The organism is Pseudomonas deceptionensis, assembly GCF_900106095.1.
GTDB lineage: Bacteria > Pseudomonadota > Gammaproteobacteria > Pseudomonadales > Pseudomonadaceae > Aquipseudomonas > Aquipseudomonas deceptionensis.
Map to the genome: position 1 here is coordinate 3,339,125 of NZ_FNUD01000002.1, position 22,235 is coordinate 3,361,359.

15 protein-coding genes, 1 pseudogene and 1 riboswitch are annotated in these 22,235 nt (G+C 61.0%); of the genes and pseudogenes, 5 read left to right on the forward strand and 11 right to left on the reverse strand.

Going from position 1 to position 22,235, the window contains the following annotated elements:
• Nucleotides 1–9: 9 nt before the first annotated feature.
• Nucleotides 10–285, reverse strand: coding sequence for a peptidylprolyl isomerase (locus BLW11_RS15265; RefSeq protein WP_003445327.1), 276 nt, complete (start codon nucleotides 283–285; stop codon nucleotides 10–12).
• A gap of 71 nt (nucleotides 286–356) precedes the next feature.
• A pseudogene (locus BLW11_RS15270) lies at nucleotides 357–1,208 on the reverse strand (ATP-binding protein); the annotation flags it as partial.
• Between the two features lie 508 nt (nucleotides 1,209–1,716).
• Between BLW11_RS15270 and BLW11_RS15275 the strand changes: the two are divergent.
• Nucleotides 1,717–3,018, forward strand: a complete 1,302-nt coding sequence (locus BLW11_RS15275; RefSeq protein ID WP_048361993.1) for an OprD family porin — start codon at nucleotides 1,717–1,719, stop codon at nucleotides 3,016–3,018.
• A 158-nt stretch (nucleotides 3,019–3,176) separates the two neighbouring features.
• Here the strand turns inward: BLW11_RS15275 and BLW11_RS15280 are convergent, their stop codons facing one another.
• The 8 genes from BLW11_RS15280 to BLW11_RS15315 all read right to left on the reverse strand — a co-directional run bounded on the left by BLW11_RS15280 (nucleotide 3,177) and on the right by BLW11_RS15315 (nucleotide 12,568).
• The gene (locus BLW11_RS15280; RefSeq protein WP_048361992.1) at nucleotides 3,177–4,115 is read right to left on the reverse strand and encodes a carbohydrate kinase family protein; all 939 of its coding nucleotides are present in this window, start codon (nucleotides 4,113–4,115) and stop codon (nucleotides 3,177–3,179) included.
• A 5-nt stretch (nucleotides 4,116–4,120) separates the two neighbouring features.
• Entirely contained in the window at nucleotides 4,121–5,614 is a 1,494-nt protein-coding gene (gene xylB / locus BLW11_RS15285; protein WP_048361991.1) for a xylulokinase, read from the reverse strand.
• Nucleotides 5,615–5,681: 67 nt separating this feature from the next.
• Nucleotides 5,682–7,157 (reverse strand): mannitol dehydrogenase family protein, encoded by a 1,476-nt coding sequence (locus BLW11_RS15290; protein WP_048361990.1) that lies wholly within the window; start codon nucleotides 7,155–7,157, stop codon nucleotides 5,682–5,684.
• 14 nt (nucleotides 7,158–7,171) lie between these two features.
• Nucleotides 7,172–8,275, reverse strand: a complete 1,104-nt coding sequence (locus tag BLW11_RS15295; protein ID WP_048361989.1) for an ABC transporter ATP-binding protein — start codon at nucleotides 8,273–8,275, stop codon at nucleotides 7,172–7,174.
• A 22-nt stretch (nucleotides 8,276–8,297) separates the two neighbouring features.
• A complete protein-coding gene (locus BLW11_RS15300; protein ID WP_048361988.1) occupies nucleotides 8,298–9,128 on the reverse strand; it encodes a carbohydrate ABC transporter permease in 831 nt (276 codons plus the stop codon).
• Between the two features lie 8 nt (nucleotides 9,129–9,136).
• On the reverse strand, nucleotides 9,137–10,063 hold the full coding sequence (locus BLW11_RS15305) for a carbohydrate ABC transporter permease (protein ID WP_048361987.1): 927 nt from the start codon (nucleotides 10,061–10,063) through the stop codon (nucleotides 9,137–9,139).
• Between the two features lie 118 nt (nucleotides 10,064–10,181).
• Nucleotides 10,182–11,492 (reverse strand): ABC transporter substrate-binding protein, encoded by a 1,311-nt coding sequence (locus BLW11_RS15310; protein ID WP_048361986.1) that lies wholly within the window; start codon nucleotides 11,490–11,492, stop codon nucleotides 10,182–10,184.
• A gap of 140 nt (nucleotides 11,493–11,632) precedes the next feature.
• On the reverse strand, nucleotides 11,633–12,568 hold the full coding sequence (locus BLW11_RS15315) for an AraC family transcriptional regulator (protein ID WP_048361985.1): 936 nt from the start codon (nucleotides 12,566–12,568) through the stop codon (nucleotides 11,633–11,635).
• A 103-nt stretch (nucleotides 12,569–12,671) separates the two neighbouring features.
• On the opposite strand from BLW11_RS15315, the gene cobF reads away from it, so the two are divergent.
• Together cobF and BLW11_RS15325 are read left to right on the forward strand one after the other, a co-directional pair.
• Nucleotides 12,672–13,457: a precorrin-6A synthase (deacetylating) gene (cobF, locus tag BLW11_RS15320; RefSeq protein ID WP_048361984.1), complete on the forward strand. Its 786-nt coding sequence runs from the start codon at nucleotides 12,672–12,674 to the stop codon at nucleotides 13,455–13,457.
• Nucleotides 13,458–13,526: 69 nt separating this feature from the next.
• On the forward strand, nucleotides 13,527–15,491 hold the full coding sequence (locus tag BLW11_RS15325; RefSeq protein ID WP_048361983.1) for an acyltransferase family protein: 1,965 nt from the start codon (nucleotides 13,527–13,529) through the stop codon (nucleotides 15,489–15,491).
• Here the strand turns inward: BLW11_RS15325 and BLW11_RS15330 are convergent, their stop codons facing one another.
• Nucleotides 15,492–16,781, reverse strand: a complete 1,290-nt coding sequence (locus BLW11_RS15330; RefSeq protein WP_048361982.1) for a glycosyltransferase — start codon at nucleotides 16,779–16,781, stop codon at nucleotides 15,492–15,494.
• A 177-nt stretch (nucleotides 16,782–16,958) separates the two neighbouring features.
• Nucleotides 16,959–17,155, forward strand: a riboswitch (cobalamin riboswitch).
• A 94-nt stretch (nucleotides 17,156–17,249) separates the two neighbouring features.
• On the opposite strand from BLW11_RS15330, the gene cobW reads away from it, so the two are divergent.
• Nucleotides 17,250–18,320, forward strand: a complete 1,071-nt coding sequence (gene cobW / locus BLW11_RS15335) for a cobalamin biosynthesis protein CobW (RefSeq protein WP_048361981.1) — start codon at nucleotides 17,250–17,252, stop codon at nucleotides 18,318–18,320.
• Nucleotides 18,321–18,323: 3 nt separating this feature from the next.
• Entirely contained in the window at nucleotides 18,324–22,094 is a 3,771-nt protein-coding gene (gene cobN, locus BLW11_RS15340; RefSeq protein ID WP_048361980.1) for a cobaltochelatase subunit CobN, read from the forward strand.
• Nucleotides 22,095–22,235: the final 141 nt, after the last annotated feature.

Genomic DNA, 22,235 nt, shown 5'->3' on the forward strand with positions numbered 1-22,235 from the left:
GGGCCGTTCTCAATCGCGGTAAAACACCTGCACCAGGTGATAGCCGAACTTGCTTTTGATCGGCCCGTGCACCACCCGCAACGGCTTTTTGAAGATGATCTGGTCGATAACGCCAACCATCTGCCCCGGCCGCACCTCCCCCAGATCCCCCCCGCGCTTGCCTGACGGGCACGTGGAGAATTTTTTGGCCAGCACATCGAAGGCTTCGCCCTTGGCGATGCGTTGCTTGAGCGACTCGGCTTCTTCGGCGGTTTTCACCAGGATATGACGGGCTTGAGCTTTCATGGGACTTTACCTTGGAACTGTGGGGCTTATTGCGAGGGCGCGGATTATGCCTGAGTTTTGCCTTCAGGGCTGTGGTAGCGCGGCAGGTACAAGCGCACGCAGGTACCGCTGCCGCTTTGGCTGCTGATGCTGACATGCCCGCCTGATTGCTGGGCAAACCCGTAGATCATGGACAGCCCGAGCCCCGTGCCCTGGCCGACAGGCTTGGTGGTGAAGAACGGGTCGAAGGCCTTGGCCAGGACTTGCGGGGTCATTCCCGTGCCAGTGTCACTGACTTGCAGCATCACATAGTCCCCTGAATCAATCGCTTCCAGGGTGCTCAGTTCACGGGCATCGAGGTACTGGTTGGCGGTTTTGATCACCAGGGTCCCACCTTCAGGCATCGCATCGCGGGCGTTGATCATCAGGTTGAGCAGGGCGCTTTCCAGCTGCCCGGTGTCGGTGTTTACCGGCCAGATGTTGTGGCCCAGTTCGAGACTCAAGTCGATGTGCGCGCCTTTGGAACTGCTGAACAGTGTCTGCAGCGAATTCACCAGCTGATTGGGGTCCAGCGGCTTGCGGTCCAGTGACTGCCGGCGGGAGAACGTCAACAGGCGGTTGGTCAGCGCGGCGGCCCGGTGTGCGGACGCCACGGCCGCATCGGCAAAGCGCTCCACCTCGCCAATACGGCCCGCCGCGATAAAGCGCTTCATCAAATCCAGGCTGGCGATGATGCCGGTGAGCATGTTGTTGAAATCGTGGGCGATGCCTCCGGTCAACTGACCCACGGCTTCCATTTTTTGCCCATGGCGCAAAGCCTCTTCGGCGCGTGCGCGTTCGAGTATTTCGCGTTGCAGTTGCAGGTTGGCCTCGGCCAGCGCCCGGGTGCGCTCGAGCACGCGCGCCTCGAGGGTTTCGTTAAGTTCAAGCAAGGCTTGTTCGGTGGCGCTGGCCTGCAAGCGCTGGCGCCGCCTTGAACTCTTGACTGCCATGGTGGTTCCCAGGATGAATCTCAAAGTAAGTCTATTTAATGCCGGATACCGGCTCAAAGCTATCAACCATGTTGCAAGCCCCGGTTTTGCCAGTGCGACTAAGGTCGAATGAGGCCAAGGCCTAGGGTCTGTTAACGTTTGGTTGTGAGCCGCGTCGCTGGGTCAAATTTTGCCAGGCAAGGCGCAGGGCGAAGGGAATGGTTGTTCCCTTCTCAAGCCCTGCAACGCAGCCTGGCGAAATTTGACACGCGACCCGAAGGGCCGATAGCCCATGTGGCGCAGGGCGGCGTTGCTCGCAGCTTATTTGGAACACAAACCACGCTGCTCGCGTCTTGCCCTGCACCACATGGGCTATCGGCGCGGCCACAACCAAACGTCAACAGACCCTAGCCTTTCGTACAATTGCGGCCATTTTTTTGGTGGGTCATATCTCGCCAATATTCGCTGTTGGAGCTTGTTCATGGTTGTCCCTTTTTCATTGCTGGCGCAGAGCCGGGTTACTCGCCTGGGCGCGCTTGCAGTGTGTGCCGGTTTTGCCGCGCCGGCACAGGCCGGTGGTTTTTTTGAAGACAGCAGCGCAAAACTGGAAGCGCGCACGGTGTACTTCAACCGCGACTTTCGCGATGGCAACACCTCAAACCCTCAGGGCGCCTCCAAGCGTGATGAAACGGCGCAAGGTTTTATCCTCAATCTGCAATCGGGTTACACCGAAGGCACTGTCGGTTTTGGTCTCGATGCACTGGGCATGCTGGGCCTGAAACTGGACTCCAGCCCGGCCGACAGCAACAGCGGCCTGCTGCCTTCGACCGGCAACGATCCGCGTCGTTCCAAGGATCAATACGCCAAGATGGGCCTGACCGCCAAAATGCGTGTGTCACAGACCGTGCTCAAGTACGGCGCGCTGCTGCCGGACCTGCCGTTGCTCAAGTACAACGATGGTCGCTTGCTGCCGACCATGTTCAACGGCGCCATGCTGGTGTCCCAGGACATCAAGAACCTGAAGTTCATGGCTTCGCGCCTTGACCGCTACACCGCGCGGGATTCCACCGACGCTCAGGACCTGCGCCTGAACTGCAAAAACAAGCGTTATGCCTGCAACATCACCGCCGACCATTTCAACATGTACGGTCTGGACTACAAGGTCAACGAGCGCCTGACTGCGCAGTACCACTATGCCGAGTTGCAAGACATCTACCGTCAGCAGTTTGTCGGTTTGCTGGCAAGCCAGCCGGTGGGGCCGGGTGTGCTGTCGGCCGATGTGCGCCTGCTTAAAAGTGATGACGCGGGCTCGGCCAAGGCTTCGACCATCGACAACCGTGCCCTGGGGGCGATGCTGGGTTACTCGGTGAGCGGGCATAAAGTCAGCGCGGGCTGGCAGCGCATGAACGGCGACACCTCGATGCCGTACCTGGATGGCAGCAACCCGTACCTGGTCAACTACTTGCAGGTCAACGACTTTGCCAATGCCCAGGAGCGTTCCTGGCAACTGCGTTACGACTATGACTTCAAGGCTATCGGCATTGACGGTCTGTCGTTCCTGACCCGCTACGTGAATGGCGACCACATCAAGGTGGTGGGCAGCACCGAAGAAGGCAAGGAGTGGGAGCGCGACAGCGAGCTCAAATACATCGTGCAGAGCGGCACGTTCAAGGACGTCAGCCTGCGCTTGCGCAATGCCACCTACCGCACCAACTACGCCCAGTTCGCCCGTGACGTGGATGAGACTCGCCTGATCGTCAGCTATAACCTGTCGATCTGGTAAGCAACACGCACAAGTCAGTAGATACTCCGTTGCCGGTCAAGGCCCTTGTGGGAGCGAGCCTGCTCGCGAATGATTTTCGCGAGCAGGCTCGCTCCCACAGTTGAAGTATCTGTAGCCGCAGCGACCCTGAAGGTCTTGCGGCGGCTACAGGGCGGCGGTTACATCAGCTGAGCGCGATACGGCAAGTCGGGGCCGGTCTTGCTGCAGGTAAGGGCGGCTGCCCGGCTGGCGAAGTCGAGCAGGGTGTCGAGCCGGGACGCAGTCAACTGTTGCAACCCTTCTACTGAGTCCAGCTCATGCTCGGTCAGCCAGGCAATCACGGCGGCCTGAAAGGTATCCCCGGCACCCACGGTGTCTGCGACGGTCACCGCACTGGCGGGGATTGAGCGCTGGCCGTGTTCGCGGCTGAAGACACTGGCGCCCTGGCTGCCACGGGTCAAAAACACCAGCTGGCAACGCTGGCTCAGCCATGACCGGGCGATCAGCTGCGGGTCTTGCCCCGGATACAGCAACTCAAGGTCTTCATCACTGACCTTGATTACATCGGCATAGGGGATCAGCTCATTGATCCGCTGGCGCCACACTTCAATGTCCGGCTCGGGGTTAAGCCGCACATTGGGGTCGAGGCTGATCAGACGGCGTCCGCTTTCACGCTTGACCAGGGCCAGCAAGGTGTCGGCAATCGGTTGCACCACCAACGAAAAAGACCCCACGTGCAGCCCCCGTACTTCAGGCCCCAGCTCAGGCAGATGATGGCTGTGAACCTGGCGGTCGGCGCAGCCTTCGCCCCGAAAGCTGTAGGCGGGCGAGCCGTTGGCGTCGAGGGCAACCATGGCCAGTGTGGTTGGTGCGTCCAGGTCCAGCAAATAGCGGTCACTCACGCCTTCGTCCAGCAGGACCTGCTTCAGGCGTCGGCCCAGATAGTCAGTGGACAGCCCCGCAAACAGTGCGCTCTCGATCCCCAGACGTCGCAAACCCACGGCGACGTTGAACGGAGAGCCTCCGGCAATGGCCTTGAACTCCACTTTGTTTGCCTGTTCGCCGCTGTCCGCCTGGGCGAAAAAATCAAACAGCGCTTCCCCACAAATCAGATACATAACGTTTACTCGGTTAAGGCCGCGACCTGTTGTCGGTAGCGGTTGTAGGCCTGTTCATATGCCGCGACGTTTCTGACGTCGGGCGAAGTTTGAGTGGCGGGGGCAAGGCGCACGCAACGCTGGCACAGTTCGGCCAGGGTCTGCTCGCCGCCTGCAACACACCAGGCTGCCTGAATCGCCGCGCCCAGCGCAGCGGCTTCGCTTTGTTCGGTACACACCACCGGGGTGTCCATGATGTCGGCAACCATCTGGCGCCACAGCGGGCTTTTCGAACCGCCGCCCACCAGCCGTATGGTGTGGCTTTGCACGCCGTTGCGGCGCAGCAGGTCCAGGCCGTAGCGCAGGCCGAACGTGGTGCCCTCCATGGCTGCCCGGCAGAGGTTGGCCCGGGTCATGTTGGTCAGTGTCAGCCCCTGGATACTGCCACGGGCATCGGGCAGGGCGGGCACCCGTTCGCCATTGAGAAACGGCAGCAGGCTGACACCTTCAGCGCCGATCGGTGCCTGGCCGGCCAGTTGATTGAAGGCGTCCAGCCCCAGCTCGAACAAGTCGCGCACGGCGCCGGTGACATTGGTCAGGTTCAGGGTGCAGATCAAGGGCAGCCAGCCGCCGCTGGAGGAGCAAAAGCTGGCCACCGCGGCATCCGGGCTGACCTGCGGCTGTGGATCAAAGGCATACACCGTGCCCGATGAGCCCAGGCTCATGGTGATGATTCCAGGTTCGATATTGCCGGTGCCGATGGCGCCCAGCATATTGTCGCCGCCACCGCTGGAGACCACGGCCCCGGGGTTGAGCCCCAACATTCTGGCCACCTCGGGGCGCAGGGTGCCGACCGGCTGTTCGGAGCCGATCAATTCAGGCAGTGCCCGCTCAAGCCGGCCCTCGGCGTCGATATGGCGCAAAAGATCGAGGTCCCACTGGCGGGTGCGGACATTGAAATAGCCCGTGCCCGAGGCATCACCGAACTCAGTGCAGCAGCGGCCGGTGAGCCAGTAATTGAGGTAGTCGTGGGGCAGCAGGATATGGGCGATCTGCCCAAAGACCTGCGGGTGATGGATTTTCGTCCATAGCAGCTTGGACACGGTATAGCCCGGCGCAATCACCAGCCCGAGGCGCTCCAGAGAACCGGCTTCGCCGCCCAGCCAGTGCAGCAACTGGCGGTTTTCGGGGGTTGACTCGGTGTCGCACCAGAGCTTGGCCGGGCGCAATACCTCGCCGTGCTTATCCAGCAGCACGAGGCCGTGTTGCTGGCCAGAGACGCCGATGCCTTGAATCTGCTGGCCGCTGACCCCGGCCTGTGCCAGTGCCTGGCGGGTGGCGTCCTGCAACGCGTGCAGCCATTGCTCGGTGTCTTGCTCGCGGCGGCCGTTTTCGGCCTGGATCAGCACATGCGGCGCTGCGCCCAGCCCCAGGACCTGGCCGGTATGGCTGTCGAGTACCAGCACCTTGGTGCCCTGGGTGCCGCAGTCGATGCCTAGGAATAAGTTGCGAGTGTTCATGCAGAACCTGTTTTTAGCCAGATCAAAAGCCCCTCTCCTTATGGGAGAGGGTTGGGGTGAGGGTTGTTCAAAGCCGCAGCAGTTTCTCCAGCGTCCCGCTCACACCCGCTTCACGCAAGCTGTTCAGGCACCACTCAAACGCTGCCACAAACTCGGGCGATTGAGCAATCGCACTGCCAAAGATCTCTTCCACAGCCAAAAACCGCTGCACGACCAGTGCATCGTCGGCCACCAGCGCCTGGCAAAAATGGGCCCGCGGGTCGGGGATGGCGTAGATTTGGCCGGTCTCATCCACGCCCTTGAGGTACAGCGCCCAGGCCGCAACCACCAGCGCAGCGCGTTTCAATTCGCGGCCATCGCTGATCAGGCGGTTGATCGTGGGGACGGTGAACTTGGGGAATTTGGACGAGCCGTCGGAGCACACGCGCTCCAGCTGGTCGGCAATGGCCTGGTTGGAGAAACGCTCCACCAGGGTGTCCTTGTAGGCGCCAAGGTCAATGCCGGGTACCGGCGCCAGTTGCGGGGTTACGTCCTGGTCCATGTAAGCGCGCATATAAGCCACAAACAACGGATCGTTCATGGTCTCGTGGACAAAGCGATACCCCTTGAGAAACCCCAGGTAAGTCAGCGCCAGATGACTGCCGTTCAGCAGTTTTATTTTCATCTCTTCATAGGGTGTCACGTCGTCGGTGAGCTGTACGCCGACGGTCTCCCAGGCCGGGCGGCCATCGGCGAACTTGTCTTCCAGCACCCACTGGATAAACGGCTCGCACACCACTGGCCAGGCATCGTCGATCCCCAGTTGATCGTGCAGTTGCAGGCGATGGGCGTTGCTGGTCATGGGGGTAATCCGGTCGACCATAGCATTGGGGAAGCTGACGTTGGCCGCGATCCAGTCATGCAGGTCGGCATCGCTCAAGGCGGCGTAGCTCAGCAAAGCCTTGCGCGCCACGTTGCCGTTGTGCGGCAAGTTATCGCAGGACATCAGGGTAAAGGCCCGCGTGCCCTGCGCCCGGCGCTGGGCGAGGGCAGCGCAGAGCACGCCAAACACCGTTGTCGGCGCCTTGGGGTGGGCCAGGTCGTGCTGGATTTGTGGCAGCGCAACCATGAACTCGCCGCTGCTGTCGTCGATGCAATAGCCGCCTTCGGTGATGGTCAGCGAAACGATGCGGATAGCCGGGCTGGCCAGTTTGTCGATCACCGCCTGTATGCCGTCTTCAGCCAGCAGCATGCCGCTGATCGAGGCGATGATCCGGCTTTGGGTATCGTCGCCATCGCCCAGTTCGAACAGGGTGTAGAGGTAGTCCTGGCTGGCCAGATCGTCACGCACTTTGCGGTCCTCTGCCCGCAGGCCGATACCGCAGATGCTCCAGTCCAGATCGCGGCCCTGGTTCATCAAAGTGTCTGTGTAATACGCCTGATGGGCGCGATGAAAACCGCCCACCCCGATGTGGGCGATGCCCTGGCGGGTATCGCTGGCAAGGTAGGCAGGTTTAGCCACTTGGTGGGTGAGATTGTCGAGGTTTCGGCGATTGAGTTTCATGGGTGCAATCTCGATTAGGCAGCAGCGCGCAATGGACGGGTGAGGGCCAGCCCGTTTGCATCGAATAAGTGGCAATGTTCACTGTCCAGGTGCAAGTGCAATTGCTCACCGTACTGGCTCGCCATATCACCACGGATACGCATGGTCAGGGGCTCGCCGCAAGCGGTAATCACATGGCAGTAGGTGTCGCTGCCCAGGCGTTCGCCGACATCGGCGGTGACGGTCAGGGTGCAGTCGCCAGGTTTGGCCAGGTTCAGGTGTTCGGGGCGGATGCCCAGGGTCACGTGGCTGCCCAGGCTCAGCGAAGCACCGCTCAACGGCAGCTGGATGCGGGTGCCCGCATCCAGTTCGACTTCGCAACCCAGGCCATCGAGACGGCTGACCTTACCTTTCATAAAGCCCATTTTCGGCGTGCCGAGGAACCCGGCGACAAACAGGTTGGCCGGTTGGTGATAGAGGTCCAGCGGCGTGCCAACCTGTTCGATTTTGCCCGCATTGAGCACCACCACCTTGTCGGCCAGGGTCATGGCTTCGACCTGATCGTGGGTCACGTAAATCATCGTCGCTTGCAGCTCCTGGTGCAGGCGCGCCAGTTCGAGGCGCATTTGCACCCGCAGCGCCGCATCGAGGTTGGACAGCGGTTCATCGAACAGGAAGATTTTGGGGTTGCGCACAATCGCCCGGCCAATGGCCACGCGCTGACGCTGCCCGCCGGACAGGTGTTTGGGCTTGCGTTCAAGCAAGGGCGCGAGCTCCAGGATTCGCGCCGCTTCGTTGACCTTCTTCTCGACCTCGGCCTTGGGCACGCCCGCCAGGTCGAGGGCAAACGACATGTTCTTGCGCACGCTCATGTGCGGGTACAGGGCGTAGGTCTGGAACACCATCGCCAGGTCGCGTTTGGCCGGGCTGACTTGGGTAATGTCGCGGCCATCCAGCTCGATGGTGCCATCGCTGACTTCTTCGAGACCGGCAATCAGGCGTAGCAGGGTGGACTTGCCGCACCCCGAGGGGCCGACAAATACAACGAATTCGCGGTCATGCACTTCAAGGTCGATGCCCTTGATGATGGAAAAGCCTTCGAAACCCTTTTGCAGATTCTTGATTTTCAGGTTGGCCATGATGGGCCTCCACTCGTTGTTTTTATTTAACCGCACCGAAAGACAAGCCGCGTACCAGTTGCTTCTGGCTGATCCAGCCGAAAATCAGGATCGGTGCACAGGCCAGCGTCGACACCGCCGACAACTTGGCCCAGAACAGGCCTTCGGGGCTGGAGTAGGACGCGATCAAAGCGGTCAGTGGTGCGGCACTGGAGGACGTCAGGTTCAACGACCAGAACGCCTCGTTCCAGCACAGGATCAACGACAGCAGCAGGGTCGAGGCCAGCCCGCCCTTGCTGATGGGCAGCAGCACCCGGACGACCTCCTGCCACAGGGTGGCACCGTCCAGGCGGGCGGCTTCGAGGATGTCCTTGGGGATGTCCTTGAAGTAGGTGTAAATCATCCAGACCACAATCGGCAGGTTGATCAGGGTGTAGATGATGATCAGCGCTGTGCGGGTGTCGAGCAGGCCAAATGTCTTGGCCAGCAGGTAGATCGGCATCAGCACGCCCACCGGCGGCAGCATCTTGGTGGAGAGCATCCACAGCAGCGTGCCCTTGGTGCGTTTGGTTTCGTAGAACGCCATCGAGTAGGCCGCCGGTATCGCGATCAACATGCACAAGGCGGTGGCGGTGAACGAGATCACCACCGAGTTCCAGGCAAAGCGAAAATAGCCGCTGCGCTCTTCGATGTGCAGGTAGTTCTCCAGCGTCGGGGTGAAGATGAATTGCGGCGGTGTGGCAAACGCATCGAGCTCGGTTTTAAAGCTGGTCAGCACCATCCAGAAGATCGGGAAGAAAATCAGGATCGCGATGGCCCAGGCCAGGGTGCCGAGCAGCAGGCTTTGCAGGCGGCGGGATTGTTGAAGAGTCATGGCTGGCCTCAGGCTTTGTCTGTCAGGTTTTTGCCGAGCATGCGCACCAGGATGATGGCCGCGATATTGGCGATGACCACGGCGATCAAACCACCGGCCGAAGCCATGCCCACATCGAACTGCACCAGCGCCTGGTTGTAGATCAGGTATGCCAGGTTGGTCGACGCATAGCCGGGGCCACCGTTGGTTGTGGTGAATATCTCGGCGAAAACCGACAGCAGGAAGATGGTTTCAATCATCACCACCACGGCAATGGGGCGCGCCAGATGGGGCAGGGTCAGGTGCCAGAAAATCGCGATGGGCCCTGCACCGTCCAGGCGGGCGGCTTCTTTTTGTTCCTGGTCCAGCGACTGCATGGCGGTCATCAGAATCAAAATGGCGAAGGGTAGCCATTGCCACGACACAATGATGATGATCGACAGCAGCGGGTAGTGCGCCAGCCAGTCAACGGGCTGGGCGCCGAACAGCTTCCACACGGCTGCCAGGACCCCGGACACGGGGTGGAAAATCAGGTTTTTCCAGATCAGGGCACCCACGGTGGGCATGATGAAAAACGGCGAGATCAACAGCACCCGCACGATGCCGCGGCCCATGAATTCGCTGGCCTCCAGCAAGGCGCTGATCAACACGCCGAGCACCACGCTGATCAGCAACACACTGCCCACCAGCAGCAGAGTGTTGGTCGCGCCGGGCAAAAAGCCGGAGTCGGTGAGGAAGTAGGTGAAGTTTTCCAGGCCTACAAACTGGTTTTCGCCGGGGTACAGCAGGTTGTAGCGGATCAGCGAAAAGTAGAGGGTCATGCCCAGTGGCACGATCATCCACAGCAGCAAAAGCGCCACTGAGGGCGTGACCAGAAACCAGCCAGGGTTGAACAGCCTCGATCGGCGCGCCGCAGGCGGAGCGCCGAGCGCGGCGGTGACAGTTGAAGTCGTCATTTTGAATTCACCTGAATTGCTTTATGTGGGAGCGAGCCTGCTCGCGAAGGCCATTCGCGAGCAGGCTCGCTCCCACAGGAACTTCAGCGCCCACAGAATTTGAGCCTTGCAGGTACTGCTATTTGGGATAGCCCGCTCGCTTCATCTCGCGCTCGGTACTTTGCTGGGCCGCCGTGAGCGCTTGATCCACCGTGGTCTGGCCAATCAGCGCAGCGCTGAACAGCTTGCCGACCTGGGTGCCCACCGCCTGGAACTCGGGGATGGTCACCAGCTGAATGCCCACGTAAGGCACGGGTTTGATCGTCGGGTCCTTGGGGTTGGCGACTTTCAAGGATTCGAGGGTCACTTTGGCAAACGGCGCCGCCTTCAGATAGGCATCGGTGTAGGTCGAGTTACGGGTGCCGGGCGGCACGTTGGCGATGCCGTCTTTCTCGGCAACCAGCGCGCCGTATTCCTTGGACGTGGCCCAGGTGCTGAAGGTTTTGGCTGCGTCCTTGGCTTTGGAGCTGGTGGGGATCGCCAGCGCCCAGGAGTAGAGCCAGGCACTGCCCTTGTCGGTGACCGCCTGGGGGGCGAAGGTGAAACCGACGTGATCGGCCACTTTGCTCTGGGTGTGGTCGGTGACGAACGAGCCCGCGACACTGGCATCGACCCAGATCGCGCACTTGCCGCTGTTGAACAGCGCCAGGTTTTCGTTGAAACCGTTGCTGGTCGCACCCGGCGGGCCAGAAGCTTTCAGGGTGCCGACATAGAAGTTCAGTGCGTTTTTCCACTCGGGCCCGGTGAACTCGGGCTGCCACTGTTCATTGAACCAGCGCGCGCCGTAGGCATTGGCGATGGTGGTGATCAGCGCCATGTTTTCGCCCCAGCCGGCTTTGCCGCGCAGGCAAATGCCGTATTGCTCTTTCTCGGGCTTGTTCAGGGTTTTGGCGAATGCTGCGATCTGCTCCCAGGTCGGGTGCTCGGGCATGGTCAGGCCGGCGTCCTTGAACAGGTCGGTGCGGTAATAGGTCATGGAGCTTTCGGCATAGAACGGCAGGGCGTAGAGCGTGCCCTTGACCGACAAGCCATCGCGTACCGAGGGGAACACATCATCAATGGCGTAGGTGGCCGGCAGGTCGGTCATGGGTTCGAGCCAACCCTTGTCGCCCCAGAGTGCGGCTTCGTACATGCCGATGGTCAGCACATCGAACTGGCCGCCCTGGGTGGCAATATCCGTGGTCAGGCGTTGGCGCAAGACGTTTTCTTCCAGCACCACCCAGTTGAGTTTGATCTCGGGGTGTTCGCTCTCGAAGGTCTTGGCCAGCTTTTGCATACGGATCATGTCGCTGTTGTTGACCGTGGCAATGGTCAGGGTTTGCGCGCCCAGGCTCAAGCCGCTGAGGGTCATGCACGTAGCGACACATAACGCTTTGACAGGAATATTCATTGAGCACTCCACTTCATTGGCCAGACGGCTTTTGAAGGACGGTTATTGTTTTTATGGCGGCTCGCCCGGAGCAAGCGCTTGGGCGGATTACAGCCTTCAATCACCGTCGTGACAAATCACTGGCAGCACTCGAACCGATACTATTTTGCACTTCGCAGGCGTTCGCTCAGTGGCGGCTGGTTTTGCTCGGTCAAACGCTGCACCGCCAGGCGCCGATAGTGTGACGGCGTCATGCCTTTTAGCTGCTGAAAGCGGCGGTTGAAGTTGGAAATATTGTTGAAACCTGACTCAAAGCACACGTCTGTTACGGGCTTTTGGCCGTCGGCGAGCAGTTCGCAGGACTTGCTGATGCGCAGGCGATTGACGAACTCGATGAAGCAGCGCCCTGTGGCCTGCTTGAACACCCTGGAAAAGTAGGTGGGTTTCATGCCCATGTAGTGAGCCACTTCTTCGAGCGGAAGCTCGCGGGCGTAGTGGCTAAAAATATAATCCACGGCCCGGTTGGTACGGTCGATGGTCTGCTCGTCGGCCAATTGCCCGCACGTCACGCCCGACAGCAACTGATAGTCATCACACTCGGCCAGCAGCTCCAGCAAGATCAAAAAATGCCCCAGGCGGGTCACGCCCGTGGAGTCGGCAATGGTCTGCATCAGGCCCATGGCCTTGCGGATCGTGTGGGGGCAGCGAAACTCGATGCCGTAGTGCGCCCGTTCCAGCATCGGGGTCAGGGTTTTGAGTTCGGTAAATACCGAGGCGGCGCCTTCAAACAGTTCATCGGTGAAGTTCACCAGCATGTCGCGGGTGGGCACCACTTCATCCTCGGCCACCTGGCTGATCCAGTTGTGGGGCAGGTTGGGGCCGGTAAGGAACAACGACCTGGGATGGAAATTGCCGATATAGTCGCCGACAAACACCTTGCCGCTGCTGGCCACGATCAGGTGCAGCTCGTATTCCTTGTGGAAATGCCAGCGCACCAGGGGGCAGGGGAAACCATGCTGGCGATAGATGATTGACAGGCCGTTGTGGTCGTCCATCAGTTCGTAGGACGGGTCTGTAGCTCTGGCGAGTCGAGTCATGGTCGGGCCGAATTCAGTCTTCTTATGTCACTGATCATGCCGTCTTCGCCTTATTCCTGCCAGCGACGGTTAATCTTGCGGCTTGTCCGAGGGGTAAGACACGATGAAAACACTGTTATTGATCGGCATCGGCGCCGGCGACCCGGAGCACATCACCGTGCAGGCAATCAATGCGCTGAACCGTGCCCGGGTGTTGTTTGTGCTCGACAAGGGCCAGACCACTGACGACCTGGTGCGCCTGCGCCTTGAAATCTGCCGGCGCTACATTCGCGAGCCGAGTTATCGGGTGGTTCAGGTCAGCGACCCCAAGCGCGACAGCGCAACGCCGTCCTACACCCAGGGCGTTGAAGACTGGCATGAGCGTCGGGCCGAGGTCTTTACACAACTGATCGAGGACGAATTGGCCGACGGTGAGTGCGCAGCGTTCCTGCTGTGGGGTGAGCCGGGGCTGTATGACAGCACCCTGCGCATCCTGGACCGGGTGCGGGCCAACGGTTGCAGCGGTTTTGACTATGAGGTGATCCCCGGCATCAGCAGCGTGCAGGCGCTGGCAGCCCGGCATCGCATTCCCCTGAATGAGATCGGCCAGCCGATCCGTATCACCACCGGCCGACGGCTGGTGGCGGCAGACCTGGACAACGTGGTGGTCATGCTTGATGCCCACTGTGCCTTCGAGGCCTTTGTCGATGAAGACATCGACATTTACTGGGGCGCCTACATCGGTACGGCAGACGAAATCCTGATCGCCGGCAAGCTGGCTGACGTCTGCGAGCAGATCAAACAGGCCCGCAGCGCGGCCAGAGAGCGCAAGGGCTGGGTGATGGACACGTATCTACTAAGAAGACGACCTGTAGATCGACCTGATTCCTACATGAAAGTCCGATCGTAATTACGGTATCAATTCTGGGTGGGAGGTAGCTTTCGCGTTCCAGACGAATAACAAAAAGCAGGAAATACGATGCGTAAAGCTTCCCCGGCTTACCTCCCGGCAATAGATGGGCTACGAGCCATCGCCGTAATCGCTGTAATCCTCTTTCATGCCGACTTTCTTAACGTGCTCCCCGGTGGCTTCACCGGGGTCGATCTGTTTTTCGTGATCTCGGGCTATGTAATCAGCCAGTCCCTGTGCGACCGGGGGCACTCGGGGTTTGTCGACTATCTGAAAGCGTTCTATCGGCGCCGGCTGTTGCGTATTTTGCCGGCGCTGCTGGTTGTGCTGGTGGCCACTTTCCTGGTGTCGGCCCTGTTTGTGCCTCAGTCATGGCTCAGTGAACAGAGCAATCGTACCGGGCTGGCTGCCTTTTTTGGGGTCAGTAATATCGTGCTGGCCTGGAACCCCGATACCTACTTTACGCCGGGCGCCGAGCTCAACCCTTTTTTGCATACCTGGTCGCTGGGGGTTGAAGAGCAGTTTTACGTGGTCTTCCCGGTGCTGTATTTCCTGTGGCTTCGTTATAAAAAACACAGCGCTCTGGTGTGGGCCGTCCTGCCGGTATTGGCCATCGCCTCGCTGGTGGTCAGTGCCATGGAGACAAAAGCCGATCAGCTCTCGGCCTTTTACTTGCTGCCCGGCCGTTTCTGGGAGATGGCCGCAGGGGCCATGTTGTTCCAGATGATTGATACACGGCGCGCTTCACTGCGCTCCAGGGCCACTGCCAGCCTGCTGCTGGCAAGCGGTCTGGCGCTGGTACTGGCGGGGTTTGTGTACGCCGAAGGCCAGGACTTCCCGTTCCCGTGGGCGATGGTGACGGTGCTGGGCGCTGTGCTGATGATCGCTGCGCTGGCACTCCCGGCAGACGGTTATGGCTCGCCGTTGCAGCGCCTGCTGCAAGCGTCCTGGGTGACCTATATTGGTCGTCTGTCGTTTTCCCTGTATTTGTGGCACTGGCCAGTTGCAGTATTTTTACGCTGGACCACGGGGACAGAGCTGCTGGTCGTTCAGTTGCTGTATCCGGTGGTGGTGCTGGCGCTGGCGGCAGCCTCTTACCACTGGATTGAAATCCCCGTGCGCACCGGTAAATCAGCGTGGCAGCGCCATGCCTGGAGTACGTTCGCCGTCAGTTTCATCGCTGTCGGCCTGCTCTGGTGGTCGGCGTTTTGGGTGACGGACAACACTGAGCAGTTATCCCTGAGCCAAACCCGTGACACCTATACCTGGTATGCCTACAGGCATTACCCAAGGGAAGACGTCGTAAAGATCGAGGACCCGCGGGTTAACGGACGGCAGCTGTTTGTGATCGGGGATTCGCATGCGGCGGCCTACCGTACGCTGCTTAACAGTGTGTCGCTGACACTCGGGATCAAGGTGGTGGAGTACGAGCAGGGCGGGTGCGCAGTGGTAAGTCTGATGGCCGCCGATCCGCCCGATTGTGCGCAGCGTCAGGAAGCAGATCTGCGTGATATCGAAAGCCGGGCCAGGCCGGGCGACATTGTGTTTCTGGCCTCATTGCGCATGCCGGAGCTGCAAGATGTTGCATTCGATCAGGCCCTGTCCCTGCTGACGCCAGAGAGTTACGCCGCAGCCCTAGCCTCGGCCGAGCTCACGCTGGCGCGGCTGGCGGCCGCAAGCGTCCGGGTTTTGATCGATGCCCCCAAACCACTGTTCAAGGCACCGGCGGCTCGCTGTTCGGACTGGTTCAATCGGATGAACCCGATTTGCGCCGAGGGCCTGACGGTAGAAAGCAGGCAGCTGGAACGGCTGCGCGCTTCACAAATGCAGTTGCTGGACCTGTTGCAGCGTGAGCACTCCAGCCTGACCGTCTGGGACCCGTTCCCGCTGCTGTGTCCGGGCCCTGTGTGCTCGGCCTATGACACCAACGGCCAGCCGCTGTTTTTCGACTCAAACCATCTCAGCGGCCATGGCAATCGGGTGCTGGAGCCGTCTTTCACCGAAGTGCTGCTGAACATCTGGCGTAACAGCTAGTCAGACCCGGTTTTTTGCCTCGATCCACTGCGACATGTATTGGGTACTTTTGTGCTGGTGATGGCGCAACATTGCCCCGGTGAAGTTGTTGCGCCGGTGCTGCTCAAGCCCGGCGCGGCACGCTTCGATTCGCTCTACCAGCGCCGGGCCGTGGGTGCCCTGCAGGTAACGCGCCGCCAGCAGTGCCTGCCCGTGTTGCTGGGCCTGATGCCAGGCCTCGGGGTTCTGGTACAGCTCGACCGCCGCCGCCGCGATTGCGCTGGCGCTTTGCTCGATGGCACCGGCCCACGGCAGATCGCCGTGCATGCCTTCGGCGCCCACGGGGGTGGTCAGGTTGGGTGTGCCGCAGAGCATGGCGTCGGCGATTTTGCCCTTGATGCCTGCGCCAAAACGAAGCGGCGCCATACAGATCCGCGCGTTGCTCATCACCTCAAGGGCGTCTTCAGCCCAGTTGAGTACGTGAAAACCTTGCGCGGGGTTATGCAGCGCAGTGGCTTTGGGCGGGGTGTAAGCGCCGTAGACATGCAGCTGCGCGGCGGGCAGCTGTTGTCGGATCAACGGCCAGATGCTGGTTTTCATCCAGAGCACGGCGTCCCAGTTAGGCGCGTGACGGAAGTTGCCGATGCTCAGGAAGTGCTGGCGCTGTTCATAGGGCACGAACGTTGCGGGCACACTGTCGACCATCAGCGGGCACCAGTGCAGCAGGGCCTTGGGCACGTGGAACTGCTCCACCAACAAGTCGATTTCGTATTCGGAAATCATCAGGTTGAGGTCGCAGCGGTAAATCGCGGCTATTTCCCGCTGCGCGAGGTCTGTGCCGGCCATCTGTTCGAAGGTTTCGCGCTGGGCCGGGGCGAACAGACTGCTGAAATCGTTGAGGTCGGTATCGTGCTTGAGCCGTGCCTTGAGCTGTTGCTGACGGGCGTCGCGCAGGCTTTGCAGGTCGGAGGTTTCCAGCACGCGCAGAGCGTCGGGGCAGTGCTTTTCAACCCTCCAGCCGAACTGTTCTTCCATCATGAAACGGTCGAACAGCACGATGTCCGGGGCCAGCTCAGTGATAAAGGCATCAAAGCTGCTGTTGTTCAGTTCAATGGCGACTTCATCAATGCCCAGCGCGGCCAGGTCCGCCTTGTGCTCGCCAATGCCGGCGGGGCTGCTGAAGGTGATGTGCCAGCCTTGCTGCAAAAAGCTCTCAATGATTTGCATCATGTGCCCACCGGCCGCCGAAGAACGCGGTTCGGGCCACACGTAGCCAATAATCAGGACGCGGGTTGGAGGGGTGGACGGCATGGACAGATCCTTGAAGCGCTGAGGCTGAAAAAAGGCGGCAATTAGAACACAACTGCATGCAGCACCGATCCCTGCAGTCAGGTTTTGCGCGATCCCTGTGGGAGCTGGCCTGCCAGCGATGCCATCACCAGCAGTCTGGCCCCCACAGTAGTCTGTTGACCTGTTACAAAGCACTGCGTAGCCTTGCGCGTTCGAGGTTCTTCGCTATGCGAAGCTAAGAAGGGAACGCGGTATGCCGCGGCTGCCCCCGCAACTGTAAACGGTCAATGATCTTGCCATGCCACTGCGCAACACGCGGGAAGGCGCAAGGTCGGAATCAGCCCTGCTGATACCCAGCCGTAAGCCAGGAGACCTGCCTCGTGACAGATTCTTACTTCAACCGGGCGGGGTGATCCGGTGGCGAATGTTGACCGCACACTGCCTGCGGTCGTCGTCCCGTATGCCCGCCGCTTTGCCAAAGGGCATCCGATGAAAACACTGGCCAAAACTCCCGTCACCATCGTTACCGGCTTTCTCGGTTCGGGTAAAACCACGCTGTTGCGCCATATGCTGGATAACGCCCAGGGCCGTCGCATTGCGGTGATCGTCAATGAATTCGGCGAGCTGGGCATCGACGGCGAAATCCTCAAGCAATGCACCATCGGCTGCACCGAAGAAGAAGCCAACGGCCGCATCTATGAGCTGGCCAACGGCTGCTTGTGCTGCACCGTGCAGGAAGAGTTCTTCCCGGTAATGCGTGAGCTGGTTGCGCGCCGTGGCGACATCGACCATATCCTGATCGAAACCTCGGGTCTGGCCCTGCCAAAGCCGCTGGTTCAAGCTTTCCAGTGGCCGGAAATCCGCAGCGCCTGCACCGTGGACGCGGTGATTACCGTGGTCGACAGCCCGGCCGTGGCCGCCGGCACTTTTGCCGCCTTCCCGGACCAGGTTGACGCCCAGCGCAAGCTCGACCCAAACCTGGATCACGAATCGCCGCTGCACGAGCTGTTCGCTGACCAACTGGCCAGTGCCGACCTGGTGATCCTCAACAAGGCCGACCTGATCAGCCCTGAAGACCTGGCAAAAGTGCGCGCCGAAGTGGCTGAAGAGCTGCCGCCAGCGGTCAAAATCATCGAAGCCAGCAGTGGCCGCTTGCCGTTGGACGTGCTGCTGGGCCTGGGCGCCGGTTCTGAAGACCATATCGATGGCCGCCACAGCCACCACGACCATCACCACGATGGCGATGAGGGTCACGACGATCACGACCATGATGCCTTTGACTCGATCTCCATCGAGCTGCCACAGGGTGAAGAGCGCGTATTGATGGAGGCCCTGACCCAGTTGGTGGTCAAACACGGCATTCTGCGGGTCAAAGGCTTCGCGGCGATCCCGGGCAAGCCGATGCGTTTGCTGATCCAGGGCGTGGGTACCCGCTTTGACAAGCACTTCGACCGCGCCTGGGCTGCGGATGAGTCGCGCGTTACCAAACTGGTGCTGATCGGCCAGGACCTGGACGCCGAACTGCTCGAGTCCACTTTGCGTAAAGCGTTGAGCGAGTAAGCCATGCATCTGCTCAGGACCCAGCCCGGTGGCTTTGTATCGGACGACAATATTGCCGATTTAGGCCAGACCCCCGCCGAGCTGGTGATCCTGTGCAGCGGTGATTCAAGCCTGGCACTGCTGGCCGAAGCGGCGCAGCAGTTGCCTGAAGATTATCCAGCCTTGCGTCTGGCCAACCCGATGCAGGTACAAAACCATGGCTCGGTCGACCTTTATGTCGATCAAGTGCTGCAACACGCCAAGGTGATATTGCTGTCGTTGCACGGCGGCATCGGCTATTGGCGCTACGGCATTGAGCGCCTGGTGCAACTGGCCGAGCGCGGCGTGACGCTGATCCTGGTGCCAGGTGACGACCGTCCCGACCCGGAACTCGCTGCACTGAGCACCGTACCCGCTGAACAGGGCGAGCGGCTGTGGCACTTTTTGCGTCAGGGCGGGCGGCATAACGCACTACAGCTTTATCGTTGCCTGGCCAGCGAATGGCTGGGCCGTGATTACCCATGGGACGAACCACAAACCCTGCCGCGTACCGCGATTTATCATCCGGCCCACGCCAATGCCGAACTCAAGGACTGGCAGGCCGACTGGGTCCCCGGGCAACCGGTTGCTGCGCTGTTGTTCTATCGCTCGCATTTGCAGGCAGCCAACACTGCGTTTGTCGATGTGTTTTGCCAGCGCTTGCTGGCTGCCGGGCTCAACCCCTTGCCGATTGCCGTGGCCAGCCTTAAAGAGCCGGGTTGCATGGCAGTGGTTGAAGCGCTGCTGGATGAAGTGCAGGCCGGGGTCATTCTCAATACCACCGGCTTTGCCCAGTCCAGCCCCGAAGCGCCGCACCTGCGCCCGTTTCGGCGCAATATCCCGGTGATTCAGGCCATTTGCGCCCAGGACAACGAGCCGGGGTGGCGGGCCAGTGAACAAGGCCTGGGGCCCCGCGATCTGGCGATGCACATAGCATTGCCGGAGCTGGACGGGCGGATTATCAGCCGCCCGATCAGCTTCAAGGACCTGGCATGGCGCAGTGAGCGCAGCCAATCGGATGTAGTGTGTTATCGCGCTCAACCCGAACGGATGGATTTTGTCGCGCAACTGGCCCGGCGCTGGGTTGAGCTGGCCCGCGTGGCGAACCCGCAAAAGCGAGTTGCGCTGATCCTGGCCAACTACCCGACCCGCGATGGCCGCATCGGCAACGGTGTGGGGCTCGACACCCCGGCGGCGGCGCTGAATATCCTGCGGGCCTTGCAGGCTCAAGGGTATCCGGTGGACTGCGCGTTGCCCGAGAGCGGCACGGCGCTGATCCAGGCCCTGTTGGGCGGGGTCAGCAATGATCTGGACAGCCTTGACCTGCGCCCATGCATGCAAAGCCTGGTGCTGGACGAGTACCTGGCAATGTTCAATGCGTTGCCCGAGGCCAATCGCCAGGCGGTGACCGAGCGCTGGGGTGAGCCACACAACGACCCGATGTTCCGCAGCGGGCGGTTGATGATTGCGGGGCTGCGCTTTGGCCTGACCTTTGTCGGAATTCAACCGGCGCGGGGCTATCAGGTCGATGCCAGCGCCGTGTACCACGACCCCGATCTGGTTCCGCCCCACGGCTATCTGGCGTTCTACTTCTGGTTGCGCCACACCTATGGCGCCCACGCGGTGGTGCACGTGGGCAAACACGGCAACTTGGAATGGCTGCCGGGCAAGGGCGTCGGGCTGTCCGAGCATTGCTGGCCGGACGCGATCCTGGGGCCCATGCCCAACGTCTATCCCTTTATCGTCAACGATCCGGGCGAAGGCGCGCAGGCCAAACGGCGGACCCAGGCGGTGATCATCGACCATTTGATGCCGCCGCTGACCCGGGCCGAAACCTACGGTCCGTTGCGTGATCTGGAGCTGCTGGCCGACGAGTATTACGACGCCCAATTGCTTGATCCGCGTCGTGCCCGCGAGTTGCAGCGCAGTATTCTCAAACTGGTGCGTGACGCCCATATCGACCGCGAGCTGCAACTGGACGAAAACCTCGACAGCGATGCCGATGCAGCGATTTGGCTGCCCCGGCTGGACACCTATTTATGCGACCTCAAGGAGTCGCAAATCCGCGACGGGCTGCATATCTTCGGTGAGTCGCCAGCCGGGCGTCTGCGTATCGATACCTTGCTGGCGTTGTTGCGCATCCCCCGTGGCGATGGTCGTGGCGCGCAATCGAGCGTGCTGCGGGCGCTGTCCAAAGCCTTTGAGCTGGGCTTCGACCCGCTGGACTGCGCGCTGGCCGAACCCTGGACGGCGCGCCAGCCTGCCGAATTGCGAGCGGTCAGTGATGAGCGCTGGCGCACGGCGGGGGATGCCCGCGAACGTCTGGAACTGTACGCCGCGCAACTGATCGAACAGGCCCTGGAGGGCCGCCTGCAGTTGCCGGATACCGCGCAATGGGCTGAGGTGCGGGCCATTTTCGACGCGCTGCTGGATACGGTGGCACCGCGTCTGGATGCCTGCGGCCCGGCCGAGATGCAAGGCCTGCTCGATGCCCTCGGCGGGCGCTTTGTGCCGGCTGGGCCCAGTGGTGCGCCGAGTCGCGGCCGTCTGGACGTGCTGCCGACCGGGCGCAACTTTTTTTCCGTGGATGTGCGCAACCTGCCGACCACCACGGCCTGGCGGATTGGTTTTCAGTCGGCCAACCTGATCCTCGAGCGTCATTTGCAGGACCACGGCGACCATTTGCGGCAGCTGGGGTTGTCGGTGTGGGGCACGGCCACCATGCGCACGGGCGGTGATGATATCGCCCAGGCCATGGCCTTGATGGGCGTGCGCCCGGTGTGGGCCACTGGCAGTCAGCGGGTCGATGACTTTGAAATCCTGCCGGTCAGCCTGCTGGACCGCCCGCGGGTGGACGTGACCTTGCGCGTGTCGGGGTTCTTCCGCGATGCGTTTGCCAACCTGATCCGTCTGTTCGATGCTGCTGTGCAGGCGGTGGCGGCGCTGGACGAACCGGACGACCTCAACCCGCTGGCAGCCAGGGTGCGCAGTGAACGTGAACAGCTGGAGCGTGACGGGCTGGCACCGGAACTGGCGGCACGCCAGGCAGGTTGGCGGGTGTTCGGCGCCAAGCCCGGGGCTTATGGCGCCGGCGTGCAGAACGCGATTGATGGCCGCCTGTGGCAAAGCCGCGATGACCTGGCCGAGGTGTATCTGAACTGGGGCGGCTATGCCTATGGCGGCGCCGATGAAGGCACCGCCGCACGCGGCCAGTTTGCCCGGCGGTTGAGCCAGGTGCAGGCGGTGGTGCAAAACCAGGACAATCGCGAGCACGACCTGCTCGATTCCAATGACTACTATCAGTTCCAAGGCGGCATGCTGGCTGCGGTTGAGAGCTTGAGCGGGCAGGCCGCGGCCAGTTATCACGGCGACCACAGCCAGCCAGACCTGCCAAAAATCCGCAGTCTCAAGGAAGAGCTGAACCGGGTGATTCGTTCCCGTGCCGCGAATCCGAAGTGGATCGACGGGGTCAAGCGTCATGGCTACAAGGGCGCGTTCGAAATGGCTGCGACCCTGGATAACCTGTTCGCGTTTGACGCCACCACGCATTTGATTGACGACCACCAGTACGCGTTGCTGGCGGATGCCTACCTGCTGGACCCTGACACCCGTGAGTTTGTGCAGCAGCACAACCCCCATGCCCTGCGCGACATGACCGAACGCCTGCTGGAAGCCCAGCAGCGCGGGCTTTGGGGTGAGCCTGGCGAGTACCGCGAGGCACTGGAAAACCTGTTGCTGGATATAGAAGAAGAGTAAAAAGCGACCCTCACCCTAGCCCTCTCCCAGTGGGAGAGGGGACTGATTGGGGGATGTTAAGGATTTTCGCATCACCACACATCGGCTCCCTCTGGGAGAGGGCTGGGGTGAGGGCTTTATTGAAGTCGATCAACATTCTAC

Bases quoted from the DNA above. Each gene is read 5' to 3' on its own strand.
- xylB (WP_048361991.1), bottom strand. From the start codon at position 5,614: ATGAACACTCGCAACTTATTCCTAGGCATCGACTGCGGCACCCAGGGC.
- BLW11_RS15325 (WP_048361983.1), top strand. From the start codon at position 13,527: ATGCGTAAAGCTTCCCCGGCTTACCTCCCGGCAATAGATGGGCTACGA.
- cobF (WP_048361984.1), top strand. From the start codon at position 12,672: ATGAAAACACTGTTATTGATCGGCATCGGCGCCGGCGACCCGGAGCAC.
- BLW11_RS15265 (WP_003445327.1), bottom strand. From the start codon at position 285: ATGAAAGCTCAAGCCCGTCATATCCTGGTGAAAACCGCCGAAGAAGCC.
- cobN (WP_048361980.1), top strand. From the start codon at position 18,324: ATGCATCTGCTCAGGACCCAGCCCGGTGGCTTTGTATCGGACGACAAT.
- BLW11_RS15315 (WP_048361985.1), bottom strand. From the start codon at position 12,568: ATGACTCGACTCGCCAGAGCTACAGACCCGTCCTACGAACTGATGGAC.
- BLW11_RS15310 (WP_048361986.1), bottom strand. From the start codon at position 11,492: ATGAATATTCCTGTCAAAGCGTTATGTGTCGCTACGTGCATGACCCTC.
- BLW11_RS15280 (WP_048361992.1), bottom strand. From the start codon at position 4,115: ATGTATCTGATTTGTGGGGAAGCGCTGTTTGATTTTTTCGCCCAGGCG.
- BLW11_RS15330 (WP_048361982.1), bottom strand. From the start codon at position 16,781: ATGCCGTCCACCCCTCCAACCCGCGTCCTGATTATTGGCTACGTGTGG.
- BLW11_RS15275 (WP_048361993.1), top strand. From the start codon at position 1,717: ATGGTTGTCCCTTTTTCATTGCTGGCGCAGAGCCGGGTTACTCGCCTG.
- BLW11_RS15300 (WP_048361988.1), bottom strand. From the start codon at position 9,128: ATGACTCTTCAACAATCCCGCCGCCTGCAAAGCCTGCTGCTCGGCACC.
- BLW11_RS15290 (WP_048361990.1), bottom strand. From the start codon at position 7,157: ATGAAACTCAATCGCCGAAACCTCGACAATCTCACCCACCAAGTGGCT.
- cobW (WP_048361981.1), top strand. From the start codon at position 17,250: ATGAAAACACTGGCCAAAACTCCCGTCACCATCGTTACCGGCTTTCTC.
- BLW11_RS15305 (WP_048361987.1), bottom strand. From the start codon at position 10,063: ATGACGACTTCAACTGTCACCGCCGCGCTCGGCGCTCCGCCTGCGGCG.
- BLW11_RS15295 (WP_048361989.1), bottom strand. From the start codon at position 8,275: ATGGCCAACCTGAAAATCAAGAATCTGCAAAAGGGTTTCGAAGGCTTT.